The 24,208-nt window shown below is 72.3% G+C and carries 27 protein-coding genes; 15 read left to right on the forward strand and 12 right to left on the reverse strand.

What is annotated here, in order from left to right; translation table 11 throughout:
* The first annotated feature begins 2 nt into the window (after positions 1-2).
* The 5 genes from ngcE to ACFYYW_RS09780 are packed head-to-tail and all read left to right on the forward strand — an operon-like array spanning position 3 to position 5,047.
* Positions 3-1,430 carry an N-acetylglucosamine/diacetylchitobiose ABC transporter substrate-binding protein gene (gene ngcE / locus ACFYYW_RS09760; protein WP_387646939.1) on the forward strand — a complete coding sequence of 476 codons (1,428 nt, stop codon included), beginning with the start codon at positions 3-5 and terminating at the stop codon, positions 1,428-1,430.
* Between the two features lie 3 nt (positions 1,431-1,433).
* The gene (locus ACFYYW_RS09765) at positions 1,434-2,315 is read left to right on the forward strand and encodes a carbohydrate ABC transporter permease (protein WP_387646942.1); all 882 of its coding nucleotides are present in this window, start codon (positions 1,434-1,436) and stop codon (positions 2,313-2,315) included.
* Between the two features lies 1 nt (position 2,316).
* On the forward strand, positions 2,317-3,138 hold the full coding sequence (locus ACFYYW_RS09770) for a carbohydrate ABC transporter permease (protein WP_352325486.1): 822 nt from the start codon (positions 2,317-2,319) through the stop codon (positions 3,136-3,138).
* Between the two features lie 2 nt (positions 3,139-3,140).
* The gene (locus tag ACFYYW_RS09775; protein ID WP_387646945.1) at positions 3,141-4,277 is read left to right on the forward strand and encodes an ROK family protein; all 1,137 of its coding nucleotides are present in this window, start codon (positions 3,141-3,143) and stop codon (positions 4,275-4,277) included.
* Between the two features lie 8 nt (positions 4,278-4,285).
* Positions 4,286-5,047: a PIG-L deacetylase family protein gene (locus tag ACFYYW_RS09780; RefSeq protein ID WP_387646948.1), complete on the forward strand. Its 762-nt coding sequence runs from the start codon at positions 4,286-4,288 to the stop codon at positions 5,045-5,047.
* A 1-nt stretch (position 5,048) separates the two neighbouring features.
* Here ACFYYW_RS09780 and ACFYYW_RS09785 read toward each other — a convergent pair whose 3' ends face one another.
* Entirely contained in the window at positions 5,049-5,549 is a 501-nt protein-coding gene (locus ACFYYW_RS09785) for a carboxymuconolactone decarboxylase family protein (protein ID WP_387646950.1), read from the reverse strand.
* Positions 5,550-5,614: 65 nt separating this feature from the next.
* Positions 5,615-6,508: an RNA polymerase sigma factor SigJ gene (sigJ, locus tag ACFYYW_RS09790; protein ID WP_387646952.1), complete on the reverse strand. Its 894-nt coding sequence runs from the start codon at positions 6,506-6,508 to the stop codon at positions 5,615-5,617.
* 169 nt (positions 6,509-6,677) lie between these two features.
* Here sigJ and ACFYYW_RS09795 point away from each other — a divergent pair, with 169 nt between their 5' ends.
* A complete protein-coding gene (locus tag ACFYYW_RS09795) occupies positions 6,678-7,055 on the forward strand; it encodes a hypothetical protein (RefSeq protein WP_352325480.1) in 378 nt (125 codons plus the stop codon).
* A gap of 144 nt (positions 7,056-7,199) precedes the next feature.
* On the opposite strand, the gene ACFYYW_RS09800 is transcribed toward ACFYYW_RS09795, so the two are convergent.
* Together ACFYYW_RS09800 and ACFYYW_RS09805 are read right to left on the reverse strand one after the other, a co-directional pair.
* Positions 7,200-7,589 (reverse strand): VOC family protein, encoded by a 390-nt coding sequence (locus ACFYYW_RS09800; RefSeq protein ID WP_387646954.1) that lies wholly within the window; start codon positions 7,587-7,589, stop codon positions 7,200-7,202.
* Positions 7,590-7,669: 80 nt separating this feature from the next.
* The gene (locus tag ACFYYW_RS09805) at positions 7,670-8,482 is read right to left on the reverse strand and encodes a helix-turn-helix domain-containing protein (protein ID WP_387646956.1); all 813 of its coding nucleotides are present in this window, start codon (positions 8,480-8,482) and stop codon (positions 7,670-7,672) included.
* Positions 8,483-8,571: 89 nt separating this feature from the next.
* Between ACFYYW_RS09805 and ACFYYW_RS09810 the strand changes: the two genes are divergently transcribed.
* On the forward strand, positions 8,572-9,018 hold the full coding sequence (locus ACFYYW_RS09810) for a hypothetical protein (RefSeq protein ID WP_352325476.1): 447 nt from the start codon (positions 8,572-8,574) through the stop codon (positions 9,016-9,018).
* An 85-nt stretch (positions 9,019-9,103) separates the two neighbouring features.
* Positions 9,104-9,445, forward strand: coding sequence for a DUF5713 family protein (locus ACFYYW_RS09815; protein ID WP_387646959.1), 342 nt, complete (start codon positions 9,104-9,106; stop codon positions 9,443-9,445).
* A gap of 4 nt (positions 9,446-9,449) precedes the next feature.
* On the opposite strand, the gene ACFYYW_RS09820 is transcribed toward ACFYYW_RS09815, so the two are convergent.
* Positions 9,450-10,277 (reverse strand): DUF6597 domain-containing transcriptional factor, encoded by an 828-nt coding sequence (locus ACFYYW_RS09820; protein WP_387646962.1) that lies wholly within the window; start codon positions 10,275-10,277, stop codon positions 9,450-9,452.
* On the opposite strand from ACFYYW_RS09820, the gene ACFYYW_RS09825 reads away from it, so the two are divergent.
* The gene (locus ACFYYW_RS09825; protein ID WP_387646964.1) at positions 10,276-10,821 is read left to right on the forward strand and encodes a TIGR03086 family metal-binding protein; all 546 of its coding nucleotides are present in this window, start codon (positions 10,276-10,278) and stop codon (positions 10,819-10,821) included. The genes ACFYYW_RS09820 and ACFYYW_RS09825 overlap by 2 nt on opposite strands.
* Positions 10,822-10,849: 28 nt before the next feature.
* On the opposite strand, the gene ACFYYW_RS09830 is transcribed toward ACFYYW_RS09825, so the two are convergent.
* Both ACFYYW_RS09830 and ACFYYW_RS09835 read right to left on the reverse strand, forming a co-directional pair.
* Positions 10,850-11,356, reverse strand: coding sequence for a hypothetical protein (locus ACFYYW_RS09830; RefSeq protein WP_387646967.1), 507 nt, complete (start codon positions 11,354-11,356; stop codon positions 10,850-10,852).
* Between the two features lie 140 nt (positions 11,357-11,496).
* The gene (locus tag ACFYYW_RS09835) at positions 11,497-12,891 is read right to left on the reverse strand and encodes an NAD(P)H-quinone dehydrogenase (protein WP_352325471.1); all 1,395 of its coding nucleotides are present in this window, start codon (positions 12,889-12,891) and stop codon (positions 11,497-11,499) included.
* Positions 12,892-13,144: 253 nt separating this feature from the next.
* On the opposite strand from ACFYYW_RS09835, the gene ACFYYW_RS09840 reads away from it, so the two are divergent.
* Positions 13,145-13,564 (forward strand): gamma-glutamylcyclotransferase, encoded by a 420-nt coding sequence (locus ACFYYW_RS09840; RefSeq protein WP_352325470.1) that lies wholly within the window; start codon positions 13,145-13,147, stop codon positions 13,562-13,564.
* On the opposite strand, the gene ACFYYW_RS09845 is transcribed toward ACFYYW_RS09840, so the two are convergent.
* On the reverse strand, positions 13,561-14,865 hold the full coding sequence (locus ACFYYW_RS09845; protein ID WP_352325469.1) for an MFS transporter: 1,305 nt from the start codon (positions 14,863-14,865) through the stop codon (positions 13,561-13,563). The two genes, ACFYYW_RS09840 and ACFYYW_RS09845, sit on opposite strands and share 4 nt — an antisense overlap.
* Before the next feature lie 113 nt (positions 14,866-14,978).
* On the opposite strand from ACFYYW_RS09845, the gene ACFYYW_RS09850 reads away from it, so the two are divergent.
* From ACFYYW_RS09850 to ACFYYW_RS09865, 4 genes are read left to right on the forward strand one after another with little or no spacing between them, the layout of a single operon-like run.
* Positions 14,979-15,959, forward strand: a complete 981-nt coding sequence (locus ACFYYW_RS09850) for an Lrp/AsnC family transcriptional regulator (protein ID WP_387646971.1) — start codon at positions 14,979-14,981, stop codon at positions 15,957-15,959.
* Positions 15,956-17,260 (forward strand): M20/M25/M40 family metallo-hydrolase, encoded by a 1,305-nt coding sequence (locus tag ACFYYW_RS09855; protein ID WP_387646974.1) that lies wholly within the window; start codon positions 15,956-15,958, stop codon positions 17,258-17,260. The genes ACFYYW_RS09850 and ACFYYW_RS09855 overlap by 4 nt, the downstream gene beginning before the upstream one ends.
* Before the next feature lie 3 nt (positions 17,261-17,263).
* Entirely contained in the window at positions 17,264-18,067 is an 804-nt protein-coding gene (locus ACFYYW_RS09860; protein WP_352325465.1) for a purine-nucleoside phosphorylase, read from the forward strand.
* Between the two features lie 56 nt (positions 18,068-18,123).
* The gene (locus tag ACFYYW_RS09865; RefSeq protein ID WP_364413700.1) at positions 18,124-19,758 is read left to right on the forward strand and encodes a phospho-sugar mutase; all 1,635 of its coding nucleotides are present in this window, start codon (positions 18,124-18,126) and stop codon (positions 19,756-19,758) included.
* Between the two features lie 75 nt (positions 19,759-19,833).
* On the opposite strand, the gene ACFYYW_RS09870 is transcribed toward ACFYYW_RS09865, so the two are convergent.
* Positions 19,834-20,202 carry a YciI family protein gene (locus ACFYYW_RS09870; RefSeq protein ID WP_352324881.1) on the reverse strand — a complete coding sequence of 123 codons (369 nt, stop codon included), beginning with the start codon at positions 20,200-20,202 and terminating at the stop codon, positions 19,834-19,836.
* Between the two features lie 157 nt (positions 20,203-20,359).
* Between ACFYYW_RS09870 and ACFYYW_RS09875 the strand changes: the two genes are divergently transcribed.
* The gene (locus ACFYYW_RS09875; RefSeq protein WP_387646978.1) at positions 20,360-21,865 is read left to right on the forward strand and encodes an MFS transporter; all 1,506 of its coding nucleotides are present in this window, start codon (positions 20,360-20,362) and stop codon (positions 21,863-21,865) included.
* 4 nt (positions 21,866-21,869) lie between these two features.
* On the opposite strand, the gene ACFYYW_RS09880 is transcribed toward ACFYYW_RS09875, so the two are convergent.
* Genes ACFYYW_RS09880 through ACFYYW_RS09890 form a run of 3 tightly spaced genes read right to left on the reverse strand, consistent with a single transcriptional unit; the run spans position 21,870 to position 24,132 of the window.
* A complete protein-coding gene (locus ACFYYW_RS09880; RefSeq protein WP_387646981.1) occupies positions 21,870-22,355 on the reverse strand; it encodes a GyrI-like domain-containing protein in 486 nt (161 codons plus the stop codon).
* 14 nt (positions 22,356-22,369) lie between these two features.
* A complete protein-coding gene (locus ACFYYW_RS09885; protein ID WP_387646983.1) occupies positions 22,370-23,353 on the reverse strand; it encodes a sigma-70 family RNA polymerase sigma factor in 984 nt (327 codons plus the stop codon).
* On the reverse strand, positions 23,314-24,132 hold the full coding sequence (locus ACFYYW_RS09890; RefSeq protein ID WP_387646986.1) for a MerR family transcriptional regulator: 819 nt from the start codon (positions 24,130-24,132) through the stop codon (positions 23,314-23,316). The genes ACFYYW_RS09885 and ACFYYW_RS09890 overlap by 40 nt, the downstream gene beginning before the upstream one ends.
* Positions 24,133-24,208: the final 76 nt, after the last annotated feature.

A 24,208-nucleotide genomic window follows, 5' to 3' on the forward strand; every position in this document is an offset into this window, starting at 1 on the left:
CCATGTCCACCAACCCCAGCCGACGTGAGGTTCTTCGACGTATCGGACTCACCGCCCTGACGGCGGGCCCGGGCGCAGGGCTGCTCGCCGCGTGCGCCACGGGCCGCTCCGCCGCTCCGGTCGCCTCCACCTCGGCCGCGCCCACCTCGGCCGCCAACCCCCTCGGCGTGGACGCCGCCAGGCAGCTGGAAGTCGTGATCTTCAGCGGCGGCAACGGCGACGGCTACGCGACCGGCCTGCACGAGGCCCTCTACAGCAAGGCGTACAAGACCGCCAAGATCAAGCACGTGCCCACCCAGAAGGTCGGCACGCAGCTGCGCCCCCGCTTCATCAGCGGCGACGCGCCCGACGTGGTCAACAACTCCGGCCCCGACGCCCTCGACCTGCAGTCGCTCGTCGCCGAGGGGCACCTGGCCGACCTGACGCCGCTGTTCGACGCCCCCTCCCTGGTCGACCCGGCCAAGAAGGTGCGCGACACCCTGGTCGGCGGCGTCTACGAGAACTCGCTGATCGACGGCGTGCCGCGGGTGCTGCAGTACACGGTCGCCCACCGCGCCCTGTGGTACAACGCCAAGCTGTTCGACAAGCGCGGCTGGCAGGCGCCGAAGACGTGGGCGGAGTTCAACGCCCTCGGCGAGGAGGCCAAGAAGGCGGGCATCGCGCTGTTCGCCTACCCGGGCCAGGTCGGCCCGTTCTACCAGCTCTGGAACCTGGTCTACAGCGCCGCCAAGATCGGCGGCAACAAGGTGATCGTCGACATCGACAATCTCGCCGACGGCGCCTGGCAGGCCGAGCCCGTCCGGCAGGCCGTCGCGGCGTGGGCCCAGGTGCAGCGCGACTTCGGCGACAAGGCGTACTTCGGGCTCGACCACACCCAGACGCAGGTCAAGCACCTGCAGGACAAGGTGCTGTTCTACCCCTGCGGCTCCTGGCTGGAGAACGAGATGGCCAAGGACCGGCCGGCCTCGTTCGAGTACGCGATCGCCCCGGTCCCCAGCATCACCGCCGCCGACGCGATGCCGTACGAGGCGATCATGATCGGGGTGAGCGAGGCGTTCTTCGTGGCGGCCAAGGGCAAGAACCCGCAGGGCGGCCTGGAGTACCTGCGCCTGATGTTGTCGCGGGAGGGCGCGCGCGGCTACACCGAGCTGACCAAGAACCTCACCGTCGTCAACGGCGTGGTGGACGGCCTCGACCTGACCTCGGCCGTGCGCAGCGCGGCCAAGGCCCAGGAGGCGGCCGGGACGAACATCATCACCGACGCCCGCTTCGAGGGCTGGTACAAGGAACTGTTCGACCACGGGCAGGTCCAGACCAACTCGGTGATGTCCGGACGCATCACCCCCGAGCAGTTCTGCGCGAACATGCAGAAGAAGGCCGACGAGCTCAAGGCGGACTCCGCGATCGCCAAGCAGACCAGGAGCGTCTGAGCGATGCGGCGGCACGGCTTCGTCGCGGGCTTCCTCGCCCTGCCCGTGGTCCTCTACGCGGTGTTCGTGATCAGCCCGTACGTCCAGGCGTTCCAGATCGCGCTGACCGACTGGCGCGGGGTGTCGGCGAACCTGAACTTCGTCGGCCTGGACAACTTCCGGCGGATGCTCGGCAACGACACGTTCTGGCAGGCGGTCCGCAACCACGCGGTCCTGCTGGTCACGCTGCCGTTGGTGACCATCGCGCTGGCGCTGGTCTTCGCGTACCTGCTCGGCGACTCGGCGGGCACGCCGGGGGCCCGGTTCTACCGGGTGATCTTCTTCCTGCCGCAGGTGCTGGCCGTCGCGGTGGTCGGCGTGCTGTTCAAGGCCGTCTACCGGCCGGACGCGAGCGGCGTGCTGAACGGCGCGCTGGCGAAGCTGGGCGTCGAGCCGGTCGGCTGGCTGACGGACCAGAACCTGGCGCTGTGGTCGATCATCGCGGTGATGGTGTGGCAGGCGGTCGGCTTCTACGTCGTGCTGTTCTCGGCCGGGATGGCGGCCATTCCGAAGGACGTGTTCGAGGCGGCCGCCCTCGACGGCGCCGGGCGGCTGCGCACGTTCTTCTCCATCACGCTGCCCCTGGTGTGGGACACCGTCCAGGTGGCCTGGGTCTATCTGGGGATCGCCGCGTTCGACGGGTTCGCGCTGGTCAACGTCCTGTCGGTGGAGCAGGGCGGGCCGGACGGCGCGACCACCGTGCTGGCCACGGAGATCTACAAGAACGCCTTCTCCTACTCCCGGTTCGGCTACGCCTCGGCCATGGGCGTGGCGCTGTTCTTCCTGACCCTCACCTTCGCCGCGCTGACGTTGCGCGTGACCCGCCGCCAGAAGGTCGTCTACTGAAATGTTCCGAAAAATCAGCATCCAGGCCGTCCTTGGCCTCTGGGCGCTGCTCATCATCGCCCCGCTGCTGTGGACCCTGCTGGCCTCGTTCAAGAGCAACGCCGAGATCTTCGGCGACGCCCTGCAACTGCCCGGCGAGCTGCGCTGGGACAACTGGGCGCGGGCCTGGGAACGGGCCAACATCGGCCGCTACCTGCTCAACACGGTCATCGTGGTCTTCTTCGGCGTGGCCGGGACGATGCTGCTCAGCTCGATGGCCGCGTACGTGCTGGCCCGCTACCGCTTCCCGGGCAACCGGCTGGTCTACTTCCTGTTCGTCTCCGGCATGGCCTTCCCGGTCTTCCTGGCGCTCGTGCCGCTGTTCTTCGTGGTGGACGGGCTTGGGCTGCTCAACAGCCACGTCGGCCTGGTCCTGGTCTACATCGCCTACTCGCTGCCGTTCACGGTGTTCTTCCTGACGTCCTTCTTCAGGGCGCTGCCGGACGCGGTGGCCGAGGCGGCGATGATCGACGGGGCCTCGCACACCCGCACGTTCTTCCAGGTCATGCTGCCCATGGCCCGCCCGGCGCTGGTCAGCCTGACCATCTTCAACGTGCTCGGCCAGTGGAACCAGTACCTCATCCCGCTGGTCCTGCTGCCCGGCGACAAGAGCCTGTGGGTCATCACCCAGGGCGTGGCCGACATCTCCACCATCGCCGGGTACGAGGCCGACTGGCCCGGACTGTTCGCCGCGCTCAGCATGACGGTGCTTCCCGTCGTGCTGATCTATATCGTCTTCCAGCGACATATCCAGTCCGGGCTGACCTCAGGAGCGCTGAAGTAGGAATGTCTTCAGGAAACCCCACCGTCTTCCGCACGCTCAACGAGCGCGCCGCGCTCACCCTGCTCCTCGAGCACGGCGGCCTCACCCGCGCCGAGCTGGAACTGCACACCGGCCTGTCCAAGGCGTCGGCGGCAGAGGTGCTGCGCCGGCTGGAGAACAGCGGGCTGGCCAGGAAGGCCGGCCTCAAGCCGGGCAACGCCGGGCCGGCCGCGCAGATGTGGCAGCTCGACGGCTCGGCCGCGCGCGTCGCGGGGGTCGATCTCACCACGAGCTCGATCGAGGTGTCGGTCGCCGACCTGACCGGCCGGGTGCTCGGCACCCATCGCACCGAGGCGACCGGCGACGCCCGGCGGCTGCTGGCCGAGACGGTCGCCGCGGCCGGCTTCGAGCTGGACCGGCTCGACCAGGTCGTGGTGGGCGTGCCGGGAGTGGTGGAGGCCGACGGCCGGCGGCTGCGGCAGGCCGTGCAGCTGTCGGGCTGGTCCGGCCTGGACGACCTGCCGGCCAACGTGCGCCTGGAGAACGACGTCAACCTGGTCGCCATCCGCGAGCTCCAGGAGCACGACGACAGCAGTTTCGTGCTGTTCTGGGTGGGCGGCGGGGTCGGCGCGGGGGTCGTGCTCGACGGCGCGCTCTGGCGGGGCGTCACCGGGCGCGGCGGCGAGGTCGGCTCGGTCATCGTGCCCGACCCGGTCACCACCGGCCGCCGCTACGGTCAGGACGGCGGCCCGCTCGGCGCGCTGCTCGGCGCCGAGCCGCTGGCCGCGCTGGCGCAGGCGCACGGCCTGCCCGGCGACCCCACGCTCGCCGCCGTGAGCCGGACGCTGGCCGAGGCCCCCCAGGGCTTCCTCGACGACGCCGCCGCGCGGGTGGCGCTCGGCGTGACGGCCGCGATCGGGGTGCTCGACCCGGGCCTGGTCGTGCTGGCCGGGCCGCTGTGCGTCGCGGGAGGCGAGCCGCTCAGGGCGCGGGTCGCCGACCGTCTGGCCTCGACGCCGCTGGTGCCGGTGACCGTCGCCCTCAGCGCCGTGAACGGCAACGCCGTGCTCGGCGGCGCTCTCAGTTACGCCCTGGACCTGACCCGCGAGCGGGTCTTCCAAGCCGGTACGGCCGGTCGTACCGGTGAATCCAACCCCTAAGGACGCACATGTTGAGAACCCTCGTGATCGCCGCTCATCCCGACGAGCCCGAGATCTACGCGGGCGGCACGGCCGCGCTGCTGGCACAGGCCGGCCACGCGGTGAAGTTTTTGACCCTCACCAACGGCGACGCCGGGCACCACGAGCTGGAGCGCGGCCCGCTGGCGCGCCGCCGCGCCGAGGAGGCGTGGCGCGCGGCCGACGCGCTGGGCGTGGTGGACTACGAGATCTTCGACGTGCACGACGGCATGCTGGAACCCACCGTCGAGCTGCGGTTGCGGGTGCTGGCGCAGATCCGCGCCTGGCGGCCCGACCTGGTGATCGCCCTGCACGCCGACGGCGGCGGCCACCCCGACAACCGGGCCGCCGGGCAACTGGCCGCGCACGCGGTGGAGTTCGCGATGACGCGCAACCTGGAGGTGGGCAAGCCGGCCCTGCGGCGCATGCCGGTGTGCCTGCTGATGACGGACTACGCCTCCGCCCCCGTCCACCGGCCCGACGTGGTGGTGGACGTCTCCTCGGTGCTGACGGCCAAGCTCGACGCGTGCCTGGCCCACGCCTCCCAGTTCCTGGAGTTCGCGCCGTGGCAGCGGGGCTTCCTGGACCAGGCTCCCCCGCCCGGCGACGTGGCCGCCGGACGGGCGTTCGTGCTCGAACACTGGGCGGAGTTCCTGAAGGAGGAGACCTTCCAGTTCGCCGGTTACGGCAGGACGGCCGACCGGGAAGAGGTCGGCCGCCTGCTCGCCGGGACCGCCGCCCCGGTCGCCTAGGTCAGCCGGTGTAGTTCTTGCCGGGGGGCCTGCCGGGGATCGGCTTGGCTATGACGGCGACGGGGATGAAGAAGCAGATCTGGCTGATCGCCAGGACGAGCGTCCACAGGGCCTTGTCGTCGTAGTGGGCGGCCGCCCTGGTGAACAGCTCGTCGGGGACGCGTTCCCCGGCCGGGTTCGCGGTGAGGACGGCCTCCACCAGCTCCAGCGCCACCCGCTCGGCGCCGGAGAAGTAGGGGGCGTCCCGCCACGACGCCACGGCGGCCAGGCGCTCGTCCGGCTCCCCCGCCCGGCGCAGCAGGTCGGCCTGGCGGACCGTGTGGTACGTGCTGCCGACGATCTGCCCGGCGCGCAGCTGCACCAGGCCGACGGTGCTGCCCGGGATCGCGCCGTTGCGGGTGGCCTTGGTCATGGCCACGGCGATCTCCCCCAGCTCGGGGAAGAACTGGGCGGGATCGGGCAGACGCGACTGAAGGTTCTCCTGCTCGGTCGTCGTGGACATCGGCTTCCCTTCTTCTGCGATCGGGTCTCGGCGGTCCGACGACACAGCGTCCGGGAATGTGAGGGTCAGGCCGCCGTCCAGGGGTGCAGCTTGTCGGGGTTGCGCACCGCCCACAGCCGCTTGATCCGGCCGTCCGCCACGTCGAACGCCACGACCATCACGGTCACGCCGTCGCGCTGGGCCACCAGGCCGGGGCGGCCGTTGACGGTGCGCTCCAGCAGCGTCATGGCCGGCGCCCAGGTGGCGATCTCGACGGCGTAGCGGGCCACCCGTCCGGCGCCCTCGATCGGCCGCAGCACGGCGCTGACCACGCCGCCGCCGTCGGCGACGCCGACCACGCCGGGGTCGAGCAGGGCGATGAGGGCGTCGATGTCCTTGGCCTCCCACGCCTGCTTGAACTCGCGGACGATGCCGGCCTGCCGGGCCGCCGGCGTCACCGAGGTCCGCGCGGCGTCGATGCGGTGCCGGGCGGAGGAGGCCAGCTTGCGGCAGGCCGCCGGGGTGCGGCCGACGATCTCGGCCACCTCGGCGAAGGGGTAGCGGAAGACGTCGTGCAGGACGAACGCCACCCGCTCGGCCGGCGTCATCGACTCCAGCACGACGAGGAAGGCCATGTTGACCGACTCGTCCAGGGTGACCCGGTCGGCCGGGTCGTCGCCGGCCCATTCCGTGCGGTCGGGCAGCGGCTCGGGGATCCATTCGCCCACATAGCGCTCGCGGCGGGCGCGGGCCGAGCCGAGCACGTCCAGGCAGATGCGGCCGGCGACCCTGGTCAGCCAGGCGCCCGGCGACCCGATGGCCTCCTGCTGCCTCGGTGACATGGCGTACCAGCGGGTGTAGGTCTCCTGGACGACGTCCTCGGCGTCGGCCAGCGAGCCGAGCAGGCGGTAGGCGAGGTTGATGAGCTGCCGGCGCTCGCTCATGATCGCGTCCAGGCCGGGGTCGGGTGCGGTGGTCATGTTGTGGACGACTCCCTTAGTCGCTTTTGCCCTAGTGTGTCCGACGAGACAGCGGTCCCGGATGTGAGGCCACCGCGCCACCTCACATTTCCGGCGGTCACGTCGTCGGACTTTTCGAAGGCAAGCCCCAGAAGCGGACCGCCGTCAGGCGGCGGTCGAGGAGTTCCCCATGTTGCTACGTGTCGCGATCATCCTGCAGACCCTGGCCCTGTTCGCCGCGCCGGTCACCGCTGGGCTGCTGCTGTCGGTGCCCAACGGGCAGCCGCTGCACAGCGCCGCCGCGTACACGGTGTTCGTCGTGGCGGTGCTGCACCTGGTGGCCGCGATCCTGGCGTGGCGGCCGGGCGGCGGGTCACCGAAGCCGATCATGCACGCGGCCGGGTTCCTGGTGCTGGTCAGCGCCCAGGTCGCATTGGGCATCGCGCACGTGACGACCCTGCACGTGCCGCTGGGCGTGCTGCTGTTCGCCGGCAGCGTGCTTCAGCTCAGCCGGGTCTGGACGGCGCGATCCAGCGACCGGGCCAGGCGCACGCTCTCCTCCGTTTAACCGAGAGCGGCGTAGAACCGGCGGGCGGTGGTGTTGAGACGACCCCGACGACCCGGGCGCGCCGCACGGCGACGAAGACCGCTCCCGCCGTTCCCCCGCCGCCGCGACGGACCCAGCGAGCCACTCCTCCGCCGCCCCGGCGGTTCAGCGGGGGTCGCCGGTGAGGATCCACAGGTGGCCGTACGGGTCGCGGAGGCGGCCCGAGCGCAGGCCGTAGGGCCGGTTCTCGATCGGCACGACCGTCCGCGCACCCTGGGCGGTCATGCGCTCGCCGACGGCGTCCGGGTCGTCCACGACGATCTCCAGGAGCACCGGGGAGCCGCCCAGATCGTCCGGCGAGAGCCAGCCCCAGTCGGCGACGGCGGGCGAGACCCGGAACGCGGCGCCGCCGAGGCGGTGCTCGATGACGGTGGGCCGCCCGTCGTCGCCCGGCGCGGCGCGGAACACCTCCTCGGCGTCCAGGGCGTCCCGGTAGAAGGCGGCCGCCCGGTCGGGGTCGGGCACGATGAGGCGGGGAACGAAGTGCAGGTCCATGCGGCCATCGTGGCGGCGCGCGGCGGCCGGGGTCTTGAACAAATGGGCACGGACCACGACAGGTGCCGGAGGCCCGGGCGTCAGCGTGGGGCGGGAGGCGGCGGGGCCGGCGGGCCTTCGGCGCGTAGCCATTCCGTCGGTGTGCAGCCCGCCATGGCCCGCCACTCCCTGGTCAGGTGCGCCTGGTCGGCGAAGCCCGAGGCGGCGGCCACCTCCGCGAGCGCCGTCCGTCCGGAGCGCGCGGCGGCCACGAGCCGGCGCCGGGCGGTCTCGAAGCGGACCAGCCGCTGGTACTCCTTCGGCGTCACCCCGAACTCGCCGCGCACCGCGCCGCTCAGGTGCCGCCGCGAGCACCCGAGGAGCCGGGCGGCCTCCTCGACCCGGGCGGTCCCGGACAGGGCCGCGAGCGTGGCGCGCGAGCTGCGGCGGCCGGCGCGGTCGCCGTGGCGGGCCAGCCCCGCGAGCAGGCGCTGCTCGACCAGGGCGCGGCGCTGGGCCCAGGACCGGCAGCCCGCCAGCCGCTCCGGCAGGTCGGCCAGCGCCGGGACGACGTCGGCGAGGTCGGCCACCTCCCCGGCCAGCGCCGCGGCGGGCACCCCGAGCAGAGCGGCGGCGCCCGGCGGGGTGAGCGTCAGCCACACCCCGCGCGTGCCTGCCGGCTGCCGCAGCTCGGCCGCGTCGAGGTGCAGCCCGGCCACGGCGGCCCGCAGCCGCCGCCCCGGCCCCGGCCGCCCGATCCAGGCGATGTCGACCGGGCCGTCCTCGGGGATCGTGACCGACAGCGTGGACGACGGCAGCCCGCGATGAACCCCGCCCGAACCGGGCCCGAGGTCGTAGGCGGCCAGCGTCGTCACGTACGGCGACAGCGCGGCGGGCATTCCATCGGCGCTCACCCTGCCACGGTACGGCCCGCCGGCCCGGCGCAGGCCCCCAGGTCCGACGCGCGGGTGACGGGCGGCCAGGTCGGGGTAGCGGCCAGGGCATGCACACACTCGTCAAGGGACTGATCGCGGGGGCGGCGGGCACCACGGCGCTCAACACCGTCTCCTACCTGGACATGCTCGTCCGGGCGCGGGCCGCCAGCAGCACGCCGCGGCAGGCCGTGGCGAAGTTGTCCGACCTGACGCACACCGACCTCGGCGACGGCGACCGGGCCGCCAACCGCACGGAGGCGCTGGGCTCGCTCATGGGGTACGCGACCGGCGTCGCCTCGGCCATCGCCTACGGCTTCCTGTCCGGACGCCGCAGGTCGTGGCCGGTCGGGGTGCTGGCGCTCACCGCTCTGGCCATGTCCGGCTCGAACGTGCCGCTGACGTTGCTCGACGTCACCCATCCGAGCGAGTGGCCGGCGGGCGCGTGGGTGTCCGACGTCGTCCCGCACCTCGCGTACGGGATCACGGCGTACGCGGCGTACGAGCTGATGCGCTGACCTGGGCGCACCCGGCGGATTCTGTCGGTGGCGGCGGGCATGATCGAGCCGTCCGACCGCGTCCGCACGGAAATGGAGATCCGGGTTGTCCCCCACGCATCCGCAGGTGATCGGCCACGCCTTCCTCAAGGCCCTCTACGACGACGGCTACTACCCCGACCACGTCGTGGACAAGGGCAGGGCCGTCCTGCTGCGGCTGTGCGAGCGCGTCGAGACCGAGCGGCCCGGCGACCTGGCCGCCCTCTACGCGCTGACGCATGCCGCCACGGAGGAGTTCAACGCGCTCGACGAGGAGTTCCACGAGGCCGGCAGCGAGATCGAGACCGTCGCGCGCGAGGCGATCGCCGAGGAGTTCTGGTTCGTGGCCACCACCTACGGCTTCCCGGAGGCCGACGTCGAGGAGCTGATCGCCCCCCGCGAGTGGTGAGGCGTCAGGCGTGGGCGTTGAGCCGGGCGTAGGCGGCGGGCGGCATGCCGACGGCGGCCGTGAAGTCGCGGGTCAGGTGCGCCTGGTCGGTGTAGCCCAGCTCGGCGGCGAGCGCGGCCAGGTCGAGACCCTGCCGCACGCGTTCGGCGGCCTCGTGCAGCCGGAAGCGGCGGATCACCCATTTGGGGCCGATGCCGACATAGTCCCGGAACAGCCGTTGCAGGGAGCGCACCGAGCGGCCGGCTCGGGCGGCCAGCTCGTCGACCCGGGTCACGGTCACGTCGTCCTCGGCCAGCCCCACCAGGGCCGCGGCCTCCTCGGCCAGGGGGTCCGGCGCCGGCCCGAGCGCCCGCAGGAACGCCTCCACCAGCGCGATGGCGGCGGCCGGGTCCGGCTCGGCCGGCACGCCTTCGACCAGTGCCGGGCCGGCGGCCGGGAACATCTCGCCGATCTTCACGAACCGGCCGGTGAGCTCGGACACCGGGCCGCCGAGGAACGTCCGGAAGCCGCCGGGGCGGAAGCGGGTGCCGAGCGCGCGGCCGGTGCCCCGCATCGTGTACGAGAACCCGCCGTCGATCACCCCCGCGACCCGGTGGAAGTCCTGGGCGATCGTCATGTTCACGGTCGGGTGCGACAGGATGCGCTGCTCGTACGGCTCGGCGAGGTCGGTCCAGGTGACCACCCAGAAGTGGTCGACGTACGGCGCCAGCTCCGGCGACGGCGCCTGGCGCGCGAAGTCGAAGGCGGCCAGCCCCGCGTAGGGGTTGACCCAGCCGCGTTGTCGCGTTTCTACAAGCCGCGCCCGAGGCAGGCGGGACATCATGTCTGCCATGGAAGACATGATGCCGCTGATGACCCGGGCCACCCACCGGACCGCCGGGCTGGTGGCCGCCGTGCGGCCCGAGCAGTTCGGGTCCCCGACGCCGTGCGCGGAGTTCGACGTCAAGGCGCTGATCAACCACATGGAGTGGGTGGCGGAGATGTTCGTGTCGCTGGCGCACGGCGGCGAGCGCACCGAGCAGGGCCCGTACGCGGGCGACTTCCCCGAGCGGGCCGAGCGCATGCTGGCCGCCTGGTCGCGGCCGCAGGCGTGGGAGGGCACGTGCGCCGCGCTGGGCGGCCTGCCGATGACCATGGTGGCCCACCTGTGGCTGGTCGACATGGTCGTGCACGGCTGGGACCTGGCCAGGGCCACCGACCAGGCGTACGAGCCGGACGCCGACGCCGTCGCCCGCGCGCTGGGGTTCACGGAGCAGTCGGTGGAGATGGGCCGGCAGCGGGGGGCGTTCGGGCCGCCGGTGGCGGTGCCGGACGACGCCCCGCCGTTCGACCGGCTGCTCGGCCTGATCGGCCGCGACCCGGCCTGGAAGCCCTGACCGGCCCGCCCGCGAAGAAGACGACGGGTCAGCGGGCGGCGGGCACGGGCCGCGCGCCCTCCCGGACGGGCACGGCACGCCGCCCGGCGGCGAAGAGCGCCGCGGCGAGGTACAGCACCTGCTCCGGGACGCGCTCCCACAGCGGCGTGGCCGCCCCGCCCGCGAAGGGCACGTCGGAGACCGCCGCGTAGACGTTCGCCGGGAGCAGGCCGACGAACAGCAGGGCCAGGCAGATCCCGGCCGCCCGGCGGGTGGCGGGCAGCACCAGCCCGATCGCCCCGGCCAGCTCCAGCACGCCGGTCAGGTAGACCACCGCGGCGGGGAACGGCACGAAGGGCGGCACCATGCGCACGAGGTCGCCGTGGTTCGGCATGAAGGTCACCCCTTCAGGGACGAAGTGCGCGCTTCCCGTCATCACCACCATGACGGCCAGCCCGTGCGCCACGGACGCCTGCCACGTGCCGAACCGCCGCACACCGAGCGCGCCCAGCAGCCGGAAGGCGAGCGTGGCCACCACTAGAACGATCACCGTCACCGGAACACACTCCATTGGATAGTACCGTTATCCGAACTTGGATAACGGTACTATCCAATGCCTGCGGAAGCAAGCGCACAACGAAAAGCCGTGCGGGTCAGGACGACCCGCACGGCTTGACGTGCGTCGAACAGGGACGGCTAGATGCCGATGGCGGCCTCGGGCTGCATGAGACGGCGGGCCGCCTCGGTGATCGAGCCCGACAACGACGGGTAGACCGCGAACGAGTGGGCGACCTGGTCGACCGTCAGCCGCTGCTGCACGGCCAGCGACACCGCCAGGATCAGCTCCGAGGCGCGCGGGGCCACGACCACGCCGCCGAGCACGATGCCGGTGTGGGGGCGGCAGAACAGCTTGACGAAACCGTCGTTGAAGCCCTGCATCTTGGCCCGCGCGTTGGTGGCCAGCGGCAGCTTGACCACGTTCGCGTCGATCTCGCCCGCCTCGATCGAGCGCTGCGCCACGCCGACGGCCGCGATCTCGGGGTCGGTGAAGATGTTGGAGGCCACCGTGGCCAGCCGCAGCGGCTGGACGGCCTCGCCCAGCGCGTGCCACACGGCGATGCGGCCCTGCATGGCGGCGACCGAGGCCAGCATGAGCACGCCGGTGCAGTCGCCGGCCGCGTAGACGCCGGGCGCGGACGTGCGCGAGACCTTGTCGACCTTGACGAAGCCGTTGCGGTCGAGCTGCACGCCGGCCTCCTCCAGGCCGATGCCGCCGGTGTTGGGGACCATGCCGACCGTCATCAGCGCGTGGGAGCCCTCGGCCGTGCGGCCGTCCTCCAGGGTCACCACCACGCCGTCGGCCGTGCGCTTGACGGAGGAGGCGCGCGAGCGGCCCATGACGTTCATGCCGCGCCGCCGGTAGACCTCTTCCAGGACCTCGGCGCCGTCGGCGTCCTCGTTGGGCATCATCCGGTCGCGGCTGGAGACCAGCGTGACCTCCGCGCCGAGCGAGCGGTAGGCGCCGGCGAACTCCGCGCCGGTCACGCCGGAGCCGACCACGATCAGGTGCTCGGGCAGCTCCTCCAGGTCGTAGAGCTGCCGCCAGGTGAGGATGCGCTCGCCGTCGGGCTCGGCCCCGGGCAGCACGCGTGGCGTCGCGCCGGTGGCCACGAGCACCACGTCGGCCCTGATCGTACGGTCGCCCGCGCGCACGACCTGCGGATCGACCAGCCGCCCCCGCGCCTTGATGATCTCGACGCCCTCGGCCTCGACCCGGGTCGCGATGTCGGCCGACTGGGCCTGGGCCAGCTCCTTGACCCGCTTGTTGACCAGCGGCAGGTCGACGCCGACCACGCCGGCGTCGCCGTCGGGGCCGCCGGAGAACGACACGCCGAGCGAGGGCGCGTCGAGCAGGGCCTGCTTGCGGACGGAGGTGGCGATCAGCGTCTTGGACGGCACGCAGTCGGTGAGCACGCAGGCCCCGCCCGGCCCGTCCTGCTCGACCATCGTGACCTGTGCGCCTAGTTGGGCGGCCACCAGCGCCGCTTCGTAGCCGCCCGGCCCGCCACCAATGATCACGATCCTCGTCACGTGTCCCATTCTCCCGCACGTGCCCCCGGAAGCCGCAACCGGCCCATGACGGGATCACGCTCCGGCGGACATGGGGGACACATGGGCCTTCCGTGCCCGGCTTGATGGACCGACACGCCGGGTCAGCGTGGCAGGATGGCGCGGTAGCTGGATGACGAGCGGCACCCGGCGAGAGGGGTGGATCGTGGCGTGGCCTTCGGATCAATCAGGGAAGCCGAATGATCTACGGCTTTACGGCTCCTACGGGATGAACATGGACCCCGAGCAGATGGCCATGCGCGCCCCGCACTCCCCGATCTGGGGGGTCGGCTGGCTGACCGGCTGGCGGCTGACCTTCGGGCGCACCGACAGCAAGTGGGAGAGCTCGCTCGCCACCATCGTGGAGGACCCCGACGAGCACGTCTTCGTCGTCCTCTACGACGTGCCCGAGTGGGAGGAGACCTCGCTCGACCAGTGGGAGGGCGCGGTCCGCGGGGCCTACCACAAGGTGCGGCTGCGGGTGCAGACCCTCGACGGCGAGGTCGTCGCCTGGTTCTACGTGCTCGACGGCTACGAGGGCGGCCTGCCCTCGGCCCGCTACCTGTGCAACCTGGCCGACGCGGCCGAGCGCGCGGGCGCCCCCGACGACTACGTCAAGGAGCTTCGGGAGCGCCCCTGCACCTCGGCGCCCTAGCGGAGCGGCTCGTCCTTGGTCTCGCGCAGCACGAAGACGTACACGAGCGTGGAGATCAGCGCCAGGGCGGACATGTACCACGGGAACATCCCGGGGTTGCCGGCCTTCTGCAGCGCGGTGCCGATCAGCGGCGCGGTGCCGCCGAAGATCGCCACGGTCAGCGAGTACGGGAACCCGGCCCCCGCCGCCCGCACCCGGGTCGGGAACAGCTCCGAGTTCACCGCGGCCGAGACCGAGGTGAAGCAGCCCAGGAACACCATGCCGATCATCTGCACGACGAGCAGGCTGGCGAAGGAGTCGGTGAGCAGGCCGAGCAGCGGCACCGGCAGGATCAGGAAGCCCAGCCCGAACGCGATCAGCATCGGCTTGCGCCCGATCTTGTCCGACAGCAGGCCCAGCAGCGGCTGCAGCAGCATGAAGAACACCAGCGAGATCGTGCCGACCTGGAGCGACTCCGCCTTGTCGAACGAGACCGTGATCTGCGCGTACGTGGGCAGGAAGCTGGTCCAGGTGTAGTAGGCGACGGTGCCCGCGATCGTGATGCCGACGATGGTGAGCGCGGACTTCGGGTGGTGCTTGAGGAACTCGAACATGCCCGGCCGCGTGGCCTCGCCGCGCTGGATCTCCTCGGCGACCGCCGAGGTCTCGTCGGCGCCCTTGCGGATCCACAGGCCGACCAGGCTGAGCAGCGCGCCCACCAGGAACGGGATGCGCCAGCCGTAGGAGCTCATGTCCTCCTTGACCAGCGTCGAGGCGAGCACCGCGGCCAGGCCGGAGGCGATGAGCTGGCCGATGGTGGTGCTGACGTACTGGAAGGAGGAGAACAGGCCGCGGCGGCGCGGCGGGGCCGACTCGACCAGGAACGTGGTGGCGGCGGCGAACTCACCGCCCACGGACAGGCCCTGGATCAGCCGGGCCAGCGTCAGGATGACCGGCGACAGCAGGCCCACGGCCTCGTAGGTGGGGGTCAGGCCGAGCAGCAGCGAGCCGCCGCCCATCAGGACGATGGTGAAGGTCATCGCGGACTTGCGGCCGTACCGGTCGGCGAACGCGCCCACCAGCAGGCCGCCCAGGGGCCGCATGAAGAAGCCCACCGCGAACACCGCGAACGAGCTCAGCAGCGGCACCAGGCTGTTGCCGGAGCTGTCGGGGAAGATCTGCGCCGAGAAGACCGTGGCCAGGAACGTGTAGGCGTACCAGTCGTACCACTCGACCACGTTGCCGATGCTGGCCGCCATGAGCTGACGGACCCTGCTCTTCGGTATGCCGAGCGGCGATTGCGCGACGGGGGAGGTCGACACGGCATGTGCTCCTTTTGCTGACACGTGCGAGATGGCTTACTGTGCATTCGGAAGACCGAAACAGTCAAATGTCTGGGCAATTATTTACAAACCCGACACGGAAGCGGTTGCAGGTGGACGTTCTCGACCGGCGGCTCGTGGCCGCGCTGCAGGTGAGCCCGCGCGCCTCGTGGGGCGAGATCGGCAGAGCGGTCGGCGAGCACGAACGCACGGTCGCCCGCCGGCTCCAGCGGCTGATCGCCGACGGCGTCGTCCGCGTCACCGCGATCTACGACGACCTGCGCACCGGCCACGGCCGCCCCGCGCACCTGCACGTCCAGGTGCGGCCCGGCACGGCGGCCCAGGTGGCCAGATCGCTCACCGACCGGCGCGACACGCGCTCGGTCTACGCGCTGACCGGGGCCGCCGACCTGGCCTGCGAGCTGGTGCCGCCGTCCCGGCAGGACCTGCACACCATCCTGTCCCACGACATCAGCGAGATCGACGGCGTGCTCCAGACGCAGACCCAGGTCGTGCTGCACACGTTCACCACCGTGGCCGAGTGGCACGCGCCCTTCCTCACCGAGCAGGAGGTCGCCGAGCTGCGACCCGCGCCGCCGCCCCACGACCTGCCCGACGAGGACGGCCTGTCGCCGCTGGAGAAGGAGATCGCCGAGCTGCTGGCGGCCGACGGCCGGGCCGCCTTCACCACGATCGCCGAACGGCTCGACCTGTCCGTGCCCACCGCGCGCCGGCGGGTCGGCTCGCTCATCGACCGGCGGTTACTCCTGCCGCGCGCCGAGGTGGAGCCCGCGCTGCTCGGGCTGGAGGTCGAGGCCATGTTGTGGCTGAAGGTGCGGCCGTACGGGCTGGGCGAGACCGGCCGGCGCCTGGCCGAGCACCCCAACGTGCGTTACTGCGCCGCCACCTCGGGCACCCACTCCCTCATCGTGCAGGTGGCGGTGGCCCACGAGGCGGACCTCTATCGTTTCATGACCGACGTGCTCGGCCGGCTCGACGAGATCACCGACAGCGACCTGACCCTCATCACCCGCGCGTACAAGCGCGGTCACCTGCACAAGTCCGGACTGCTCACCCTGGAGAAGACGCCATGACACCTGCCGAGAACGAAGTCGCCGACCTGTGCGTGGAGCTGATCCGCGTCGACAGCAGCAACTACGGGGACGGCAGCGGCCCCGGCGAGCGGGCCGCGGCCGAGGTCGTCATGGCCAGGCTGGACGAGGTCGGCATCGAGGCGACGTACGTCGAGAGCGAGCCGGGCCGCGGCAACGTCGTCACCCGCGTCGCGGGCACCGACCCGTCGCTGCCCGCGCTGCTCGTCCACGGTCACCTCGACGTGGTGCCCGCCAACGCCGCCGACTGGTCGGTCGACCCGTTCGCCGGCGAGGTCAAGGACGGCTACATCTGGGGCCGCGGCGCCGTGGACATGAAGGACATGGACGCGATGATGCTGGCCGTGCTGCGCCAGATGAAGCGCGAGGGACGCCGTCCGCGCCGCGACATCGTCTTCGCCTGGGTCGCCGACGAGGAGGCCGGCGGCGTGTACGGCGCCAAGTACCTCACGGCCAACAACCCCGAGCTGTTCGAGGGCGTGACCGAGTCCATCAGCGAGGTCGGCGGCTACTCGCTGGAGGTCGACCCGTCGCTGCGCCTGTACCTGATCGAGACCGCCCAGAAGGGCCTGGCCTGGATGAAGCTGGTCGCCGACGGCACCGCCGGGCACGGCTCGATGCTCAACTCCGACAACGCGGTCACCGAGGTCGCCAGGGCCGTGGCCCGGCTGGGCGGGCACGAGTGGCCGCTCACCTACACGCCGACCGTGCGCCAGTTCCTCACCGAGGTCGCCGACGCCTTCGGCCTGCCGTTCGACGAGGACGACCCGGCCCCGCTGCTGGACAAGCTCGGCCCGCTGGTGCGGTTCGTCGGCGCGACGCTGCGCCACACCACCAACCCGACCCAGCTCGACGCCGGCTACAAGTCGAACGTCATCCCCGGCCAGGCCACCGCCGTCGTCGACGGGCGGTTCCTGCCCGGCTTCGAGGAGGAGTTCTTCAAGACCGTCGACTCGCTCATCGGGCCGAACGTGCGCCGCGAGTTCGTGCACCACGACATCGCGCTGGAGACGACGTTCGACGGCGCGCTGGTCGAGTCGATGATCGCGGCGCTGAAGGCCGAGGACCCGACCGCGCGGGCGGTGCCGTACTGCATGTCGGGCGGCACCGACAACAAGACCTTCTTCGCCGACCTCGGCGTGCGCGGGTTCGGGTTCGTGCCGCTGCGGCTGCCCGGCGACATGGACTTCGCCTCGATGTTCCACGGCGTGGACGAGCGGGTGCCGGTGGACGCGCTGCAGTTCGGGGTGCGGGTTCTGGACAGGCTGCTCCTAAACTACTGAGATGTGAGCAACGACGCATACACCCTGGCCGTAGAGGCCGCCGCCGCCCTGACCGGCGCGGCCGGCCTCGACACCTTCGACGTGGCCCTCGTCATGGGGTCGGGGTGGGTCCCCGCCGCCGACGCGATCGGCCAGACCGTGGCCGAGATCCCGTTCACCGATCTGCCCGGCTTCCGCGCCCCCGCCGTGGCCGGGCACGGCGGCAAGATCCGCGTCGTGCGCACACCGTCCGGGCGGCACGCGCTGGTCTTCCTCGGCCGCACGCACCTGTACGAGGGCCTCGGCGTCGACGCGGTCGTCCACGGCGTGCGCACGGCGGCCGCGGCGGGGGTGCGCACGATCGTGCTGACCAACGCGGCGGGCGGCCTGCGGCCGGAGACCCAGAACGTCGGCGACCCGGTGCTGATCAGCGACCACATCAACCTGACCGGCGCCAACCCGATCACCGGCACCACCTTCATCGACCTCACCGAGGTCTACTCGCGCCGCCTGCGCGCCCTGGTCCGCGAGATCGACCCGACCCTGGCCGACGGCGTCTACGTGGCCTTCCGCGGCCCGACGTACGAGACGCCGGCGGAGATCCGGATGTTGCGCACGCTCGGCGGCGACCTGGTGGGCATGTCCACCGTGCTGGAGGCCATCGCCGCCCGCGAGGCGAACCTGGAGGTGCTCGGCGTCTCCCTGGTCACCAACCCGGGGGCGGGCCTGTCCGGTGAGCCGCTCAACCACGAGGAGGTCCTGGAGGTGGGCCGCGCCACGGCCGCCCGCATGGGCGTGCTGCTGGCCAAGGTGGTGGACCGCCTGTGACCGCCGGCGACGACCGGGTCCCGCCGGAGGCCGAGGGGGACGTCCCGCTCCCGCCCGTGGACGCCGACCTGCTGCGCCGCGCCCGCCAGTGGCTGGCCCAGGACCCCGACCCCGACACCCGGGCCGAGCTGTCCGGCCTGCTGGAGGACGACGACCTGCCGGCCCTTCGCGAGCGGTTCCAGGCCAAGCTGGAGTTCGGCACCGCCGGCCTGCGCGGCGAGCTGGGCGCGGGCCCCAACCGGATGAACCGGGTCACCGTCATGCGCGCCGCCGCCGGTCTGGCCGGCGTGCTCGGCGCCGGCAAGCACGTCGTGATCGGCTACGACGCCCGGCACAAGTCCGACGTGTTCGCCAGGGACACCGCCGCCGTCCTGACCGGCGCGGGGTTGCACGTCTCGTTGCTGCCGCGTCCGCTGCCCACGCCGGTGCTGGCCTTCGCCGTCCGCCATCTGGGGGCCGACGCGGGCGTGACGGTCACCGCCAGCCACAACCCGCCCAGGGACAACGGCTACAAGGTCTACTGGGGTGACGGCTCGCAGATCGTGCCGCCGGTCGACCGGGAGATCTCGGCCGCCATCGACGCGGTGGGCCGGGTCGACCAGCTCCCCCTCGACGGCCCCGGCACGCTCACCGAGCTGGGCGAGGACATCGTCGACGACTACATCGACGCGGTGACCGCCCTGCCGCTGGGCCAGGCGCGCGAGTTGCGGGTGGCGTACACGCCGCTGCACGGGGTGGGCTCGGGGACGCTGACGGGGGCCTTCCTCGCGGCGGGCTTCGAGACGCCGATGGCCGTGGAGGAGCAGCGCAACCCCGACCCCGACTTCCCGACGGTGGCCTTCCCCAACCCGGAGGAGCCCGGCGCGATGGACCTGGCCGTCGCGCTGGCCGCCAAGCTCGGCTCCGACCTGGTGCTCGCCAACGACCCCGACGCCGACCGGTGCGCGGTCGGCGTGCCGCTGCCCGACGGCACGTGCCGCATGCTGACCGGCGACGAGGTCGGCGGCCTGCTGGCCGAGCACGTGATCACGCACACCACCGGCGACCGGCTGGTGGCCACCACGATCGTCTCCTCGACCCTGCTCAGCAAGATCGCAAAGGCCCACGGCGTGCGCTACGGCGAGACGCTGACCGGGTTCAAGTGGATCGTCAAGGCGGGCGAGGGCCTGGTCTTCGGCTACGAGGAGGCCATCGGCTACTGCGTCGGCTCCGACGCGGGCCTGCCGGTGCACGACAAGGACGGCATCGGCGCGGCCCTGACCGTGGCCGCCGTCGCCGCGGCCGCCAAGCGCGCCGGGCGCACGCTGCTCGACCTGCTCGACGACCAGGCCGTCCGGTACGGCCTGCACGCGACGTCCCAGCTCAGCTTCCGGGTCGCCGACCTGTCGCTGATCTCCGGCGCGATGGACCGCCTGCGCGCCGCCCCGCCCGCCACGCTGGGCGACCACACCGTCGAGGCCGTGGACGACCTGAGCCGCGGCGACGGCGGCCTGCCCCCGACCGAGGGTCTGCGCTTCCACCTGTCGGACGGCGGGCGCGTCGTGGTCCGCCCGTCGGGCACCGAGCCCAAGCTCAAGTGCTACCTGGAGGTCGTGGTGCCGGTGACCGGCGAGGTGGCGCAGGCGCGCGCGTCGGCCGCCCGCGACCTCGACGGCCTCAAGGCCGACCTGACCGCCCGCCTGGGCCTGTAGACCGGCCTGCCTGTAGACCCGGCCTGTAGACCGGCCTGTGGACCGGTGGGCCCGCGCCGCGGGCCCACCGCCCGGTCACATGTCGGCGCCCGCCGAGAACATGATCGGCCGGACCTCGATCGCCAGGCCCTCGATCTGGCTGTCGGGGATCATCCCGGCCAGCTCGATCGCGCGCTCGCGGCTCTCGCAGTCGACGATGTAGTAGCCGCCCATGTACTCCTTGGCCTCCAGGAAGGGGCCGTCGGTCACGGCCGGCAGGCCGTTGCGGGTGCGGACGACGGCGCTGGTGGACGGGTCGCCGAGCGCCTGCGTGCCGATCATCTCGCCCGACTCCTGGATCGTCTTCATGAACGCGCCGTGGCCGCTCATGATCAGCTCGCGCTGCTCCTCGCTCAGGGTGTCCATGACCTGCTGGTTCACCTGCATGATCAACAGAAACTTCATCGTCTCTCCTCGTGGTCCGGCGGGTTCCGTCGTGCTGGGGTCGGAGCCGGCGCGTCCCTCTCGACATGCCCCGCGAAACTTTTCCGGAAAGCACGTCGAGCGCGCGAGCCGGGCTCCGACCTCCTGGTGAAACGGACGACACCAGGAGGCTCCCGACATGCCGCATCTCACCGAGACCGCCGCCGAGCCCAGGGCCGGGCGGCGCGAATGGGCCGGGCTGGCGGTGCTCGCCCTGCCCACTCTGCTCGTCGCGGTCGACATCAACGCGCTGTTCCTGGCGCTGCCCCGGCTGAGCGTGGAGCTGGGGGCGAGCGCCGTCCAGCAGCTGTGGATCATCGACATCTACGGGTTCATGGTCGCCGGGCTGGTGATCACGATGGGCGGCCTCGGCGACCGCATCGGCCGCCGCCGGCTCCTGCTGACCGGCGCGGCGGCCTTCGGCGTCGCCTCCCTCGTGGCGGCGTACGCGACCAGCCCGGCCATGCTGATCGCCGCCCGTACGGTGCTGGGCGTCGCCGGCGCCACGCTCATGCCCTCCACGCTCGCGCTCATCACCAACATGTTCCGCGACGCCCGGCAGCGCGGCACGGCCATCGCCGTCTGGGCCACCTGCCAGTTCGCCGGGGCGGCGCTCGGGCCGGTCGTCGGCGGGCTGCTGCTGGAGCACTTCTGGTGGGGGTCGGTGTTCCTGATGGCCGTCCCCGTGATCGCGGTGCTGCTCGTGGGCGGCGTGCTGCTGCTGCCGGAGTTCCGCGACCCGGACGGCGGGCGCATGGACCTGGCCAGCGTCGCGCTGTCGTTGCTGGCGATCCTGCCGGTGGTCTGGGGCGTCAAGGAGCTGGCCGCCTCGTCGGCGTCGGCCGGGCCCGGCGTGCCGCTCGCGGCGATCGCGGTCGGTCTCGCGTTCGGGGCGGCGTTCGTACGGCGGCAGCTCACGCTCGACGCTCCCCTGCTCAACCTGCGCCTGTTCGCCCAGCGTCCGCTCACCCTGATCCTGACCGCGCTCGTGCTGGCGGGCATCGCCATGGCGGGCACCGGGCTCCTGGTCACCCAGTACCTGCAGTCGGTGCTGGGGTACACCCCGGCGCAGTCGGCGCTGTGGTTCGCGCCCATGGGGCTCGGCGTCGCGCTGGGGACCACGCTGACCCCGGCCCTGACCCGCCGCGTCGCCCCCCGCGCCGCCGTCATGGGCGGCCTGGTGCTGTCGGCCGCCGGGGCGGCGCTGCTCACGCAGGCCGAGGCCGGGCTGCCGGTGGTGATCACCGCCATCACCGTGCTGGCGCTGGGCACCGGACCGCTGTTCGCCCTGGGCACGGGGATCGTGGTCGGTTCGGTGCCGCCGGAGAAGGCCGGGTCGGCGGCCTCGCTGGCCGAGTCGGGCAACTTCCTGGGCGGGACGCTCGGCCTGGCCCTGCTCGGCACGGTCGCCGCGGCCGTCTACCACCACGCCCTGCCCGCGCACGTGCCCGACGCGGCCAGGGAGACCCTGGCGGGCGCGGCGGCCGTGGCCGGAAGGCTCGCCCCGGCGCAGGCCGCCGAGCTGCTGGCGGCCAGTCACGCCGCGTTCTTCAACGGGATCGTGGCGATCGGCCTGGCCGGCGCGGCCCTGTTCGTGCTGGCCGCGCTGCTGACCTCGCTGCTGCCCCGCGCGAACGCGGCGTGACGGCTCAGGCCAGGCGGAACTGCAGGTCGATGTCCCAGTTGTGCAGGTCGGGCTCGACCCGCGGGTCCGTCCGGTAGAGCTCCAGCCGGCAGCCCCAGTGCTCGGTGCCGTCCTTCTCGGTCATGTCCCAGGTCAGGCCCTGTTCGGCGGCCCACGTCAGCACCGACTCGATGACGCCGGAGAGCTGGTCGGGGTGGCCGTGGTGGGACTCGGTGACGAAACGGCCCGCGGGCAGCGTGCCCGCGTGGAACTCGCCCTCGCCTTCCACCGGCCCGGTGACGGGCACGCCCGCCTCCACCACCAGCCGGTCCTGCGGCAGGTCGATGCTGTGGTACCGGAAGAACGGGGCTCCGGCCGTCGTGTGCCCGCGCTCGGCGAGCCAGCCGATCATCTCCGCGATCCGGTCTCCGACGAGACCGAAACTGGTCATCGTGATGGTCTTCCTGATCCCGAGGTAGGGACGCTCGGGCAGTTCGACGATCTGTGGCATGTGTCTGTCCTCCTTCACCCGTCAGTACGGAGCGGCTGCCCGAAACTCATCGGCAGGCCGAAGGCGGGCACGAGCCGGGGATCGAGGAAAGTGGTCACGCCGGTGACGACCCCGCCGCCGACCTCCAGGACTACCAGGGCGAACGCCTCCCCGTCCCGGTACTGGGCGAAGGCGGGCGAGCCGTTCGCCCGAACCGGCAGCAGGCGGTCGCCCGCGCAGGGCGCTCCGGCGGCCGACAGGACCGCCCTGACCGCCTCCCGGCCGCGCAACCACCACGCGAACGGCGGCATCGACATCGTCGCGTCCTCGTGCAGCAGCGAGACCAGCGCGGCCACGTCGTACCGCTCGAAGGCGGAGACGTAGCGGTCGAGCAGCCGCCCGTCCACCTCGGCGTCCACCTCGGCGTCCACCTCGGCATCCCCCGGGGCGACCGCCGGGAGCCGGGCGCGGGCCCGTTGCAGCGCGCTGTTCACGGACGCGACGCTCGCCCCCAGCAGGCCCGCCACCTCGGCGGCCTGCCACTTCAGCACGTCGCGCAGGATGAGCACGGCCCGCTGGCGCGGCGGCAGCCGTTGCAGCGCCGCGACGAACGCCAGCCGCACGCTCTCCCTGGCCACCGCCAGCTCCGCCGGGTCGGCCGGCAACACGCGCCCGTCGGGCGCCGGCCACACCCAGGCGTCCCCGGGCAGCGGATCGCCGAGCGCATCACCGGGACGCGCCGCCGGCCCGAGGTCCATCGCCCGCGCCCGCCGCTGCGGCCCGCGCAACATGTCGAGGCAGACGGACGTGGCGAGCCGGAACAACCACGGACGCAACGGCCCCCGCCCGGGCTCGTACGTGCGCCACGCCCTGACGAACGTCTCCTGCACCGCGTCCTCGGCCTCGAAGCCCGAGCCGAGCATCCGGTAGCAGTAGCCGGTCAGCTCGGCCCGGTGGTGTTCCAGCTCGCTCGCCTCCACTAGACCGGGGCCACCTCGATCTGCAGCTCGTGCACCCATTCCGCGCGGTCCTGCGGGCAGTGCAGCGACACCTCTCTCGCCAGGGCGAGCGAGCGGTGGCCGTTCTCCTCGATCCAGTGGGCCAGCGCCTGGAAGGTCGGCCCGGCGGCCTCCATCGGGCCGTGGTGGATGATCGTGGCCGCCGTGCCGATCGCGGGCAGGTCCCTGATCTCGAAGTCGTGGCGGGGGTCCGGGTCCACGTTGACCGGCAGGCAGGCGTGGACCATGACCGAGCCGTCGTCCTCCTGGCGGTAGTAGGCCAGGCCGGGGCCGACCACCCGGACGCCCGCCCGCTCCACGCGGGCGCAGATCTCCTCGAACAGCGGCCCGATCACGGGGCCGACGTCCTCGCTCTCGTAGCTGGCCGCCCTGGCGCTGAGCTGCGCGACCCGGACCGGGTCGACCTTCTTCAGCACGACTTCCGCGGTTCTCATGTGCCCCTCCGTCTCGATGCTGCGGAGTCTCGCCTCGACGCCGCGCAGCCGGGCCAGGTCGGCGCTGATCCGGGCCTCCAGCTGGGCGCGGCGCAGCCGTACCATGCCGTGCAGTTCCTCGGTGCTGACCTTCTCGTCCAGGATCGTCCGGACCTGTTCCAGCGTGAAGCCGAGGTCCTTGATGGCGACGATCCGGTTGAGCCTGGCCAGTTGCGCGGCCTGGTAGGACCGGTAGCCGGTGAGCGGGTCCACGTGCGCGGGGCGCAGCAGGCCGATGGCGTCGTAGTGGCGGAGCATGCGTACGGACACGAGCCCCAGCCGGGCGAAATCTCCGATGCTGAACATGTCCGGTCCAGAAGTAGGGGCTCACACGGTGTCAGAGTCAACCTATGGCGATTTCTAGGGACATGGGGTATTTTCC

The organism is Nonomuraea sp. NPDC001831, from assembly GCF_042892035.1.
In the GTDB taxonomy this organism is placed as follows: domain Bacteria; phylum Actinomycetota; class Actinomycetes; order Streptosporangiales; family Streptosporangiaceae; genus Nonomuraea.

Coding starts and splice junctions, on each gene's coding strand:
- ACFYYW_RS09780 (WP_387646948.1), top strand. CDS start 4,286: ATGTTGAGAACCCTCGTGATCGCCGCTCATCCCGACGAGCCCGAGATC.
- ACFYYW_RS09765 (WP_387646942.1), top strand. CDS start 1,434: ATGCGGCGGCACGGCTTCGTCGCGGGCTTCCTCGCCCTGCCCGTGGTC.
- ACFYYW_RS09880 (WP_387646981.1), bottom strand. CDS start 22,355: ATGCCACAGATCGTCGAACTGCCCGAGCGTCCCTACCTCGGGATCAGG.
- ACFYYW_RS09890 (WP_387646986.1), bottom strand. CDS start 24,132: ATGTTCAGCATCGGAGATTTCGCCCGGCTGGGGCTCGTGTCCGTACGC.
- ACFYYW_RS09875 (WP_387646978.1), top strand. CDS start 20,360: ATGCCGCATCTCACCGAGACCGCCGCCGAGCCCAGGGCCGGGCGGCGC.
- ACFYYW_RS09810 (WP_352325476.1), top strand. CDS start 8,572: ATGCACACACTCGTCAAGGGACTGATCGCGGGGGCGGCGGGCACCACG.
- ACFYYW_RS09885 (WP_387646983.1), bottom strand. CDS start 23,353: ATGGGTGCACGAGCTGCAGATCGAGGTGGCCCCGGTCTAGTGGAGGCG.
- ACFYYW_RS09870 (WP_352324881.1), bottom strand. CDS start 20,202: ATGAAGTTTCTGTTGATCATGCAGGTGAACCAGCAGGTCATGGACACC.
- ACFYYW_RS09795 (WP_352325480.1), top strand. CDS start 6,678: ATGTTGCTACGTGTCGCGATCATCCTGCAGACCCTGGCCCTGTTCGCC.
- ACFYYW_RS09800 (WP_387646954.1), bottom strand. CDS start 7,589: ATGGACCTGCACTTCGTTCCCCGCCTCATCGTGCCCGACCCCGACCGG.
- ACFYYW_RS09840 (WP_352325470.1), top strand. CDS start 13,145: ATGGACCCCGAGCAGATGGCCATGCGCGCCCCGCACTCCCCGATCTGG.
- ACFYYW_RS09855 (WP_387646974.1), top strand. CDS start 15,956: ATGACACCTGCCGAGAACGAAGTCGCCGACCTGTGCGTGGAGCTGATC.
- ACFYYW_RS09825 (WP_387646964.1), top strand. CDS start 10,276: ATGGAAGACATGATGCCGCTGATGACCCGGGCCACCCACCGGACCGCC.
- ngcE (WP_387646939.1), top strand. CDS start 3: ATGTCCACCAACCCCAGCCGACGTGAGGTTCTTCGACGTATCGGACTC.
- sigJ (WP_387646952.1), bottom strand. CDS start 6,508: ATGACCACCGCACCCGACCCCGGCCTGGACGCGATCATGAGCGAGCGC.
- ACFYYW_RS09770 (WP_352325486.1), top strand. CDS start 2,317: ATGTTCCGAAAAATCAGCATCCAGGCCGTCCTTGGCCTCTGGGCGCTG.
- ACFYYW_RS09820 (WP_387646962.1), bottom strand. CDS start 10,277: ATGGCAGACATGATGTCCCGCCTGCCTCGGGCGCGGCTTGTAGAAACG.
- ACFYYW_RS09785 (WP_387646950.1), bottom strand. CDS start 5,549: ATGTCCACGACGACCGAGCAGGAGAACCTTCAGTCGCGTCTGCCCGAT.
- ACFYYW_RS09775 (WP_387646945.1), top strand. CDS start 3,141: ATGTCTTCAGGAAACCCCACCGTCTTCCGCACGCTCAACGAGCGCGCC.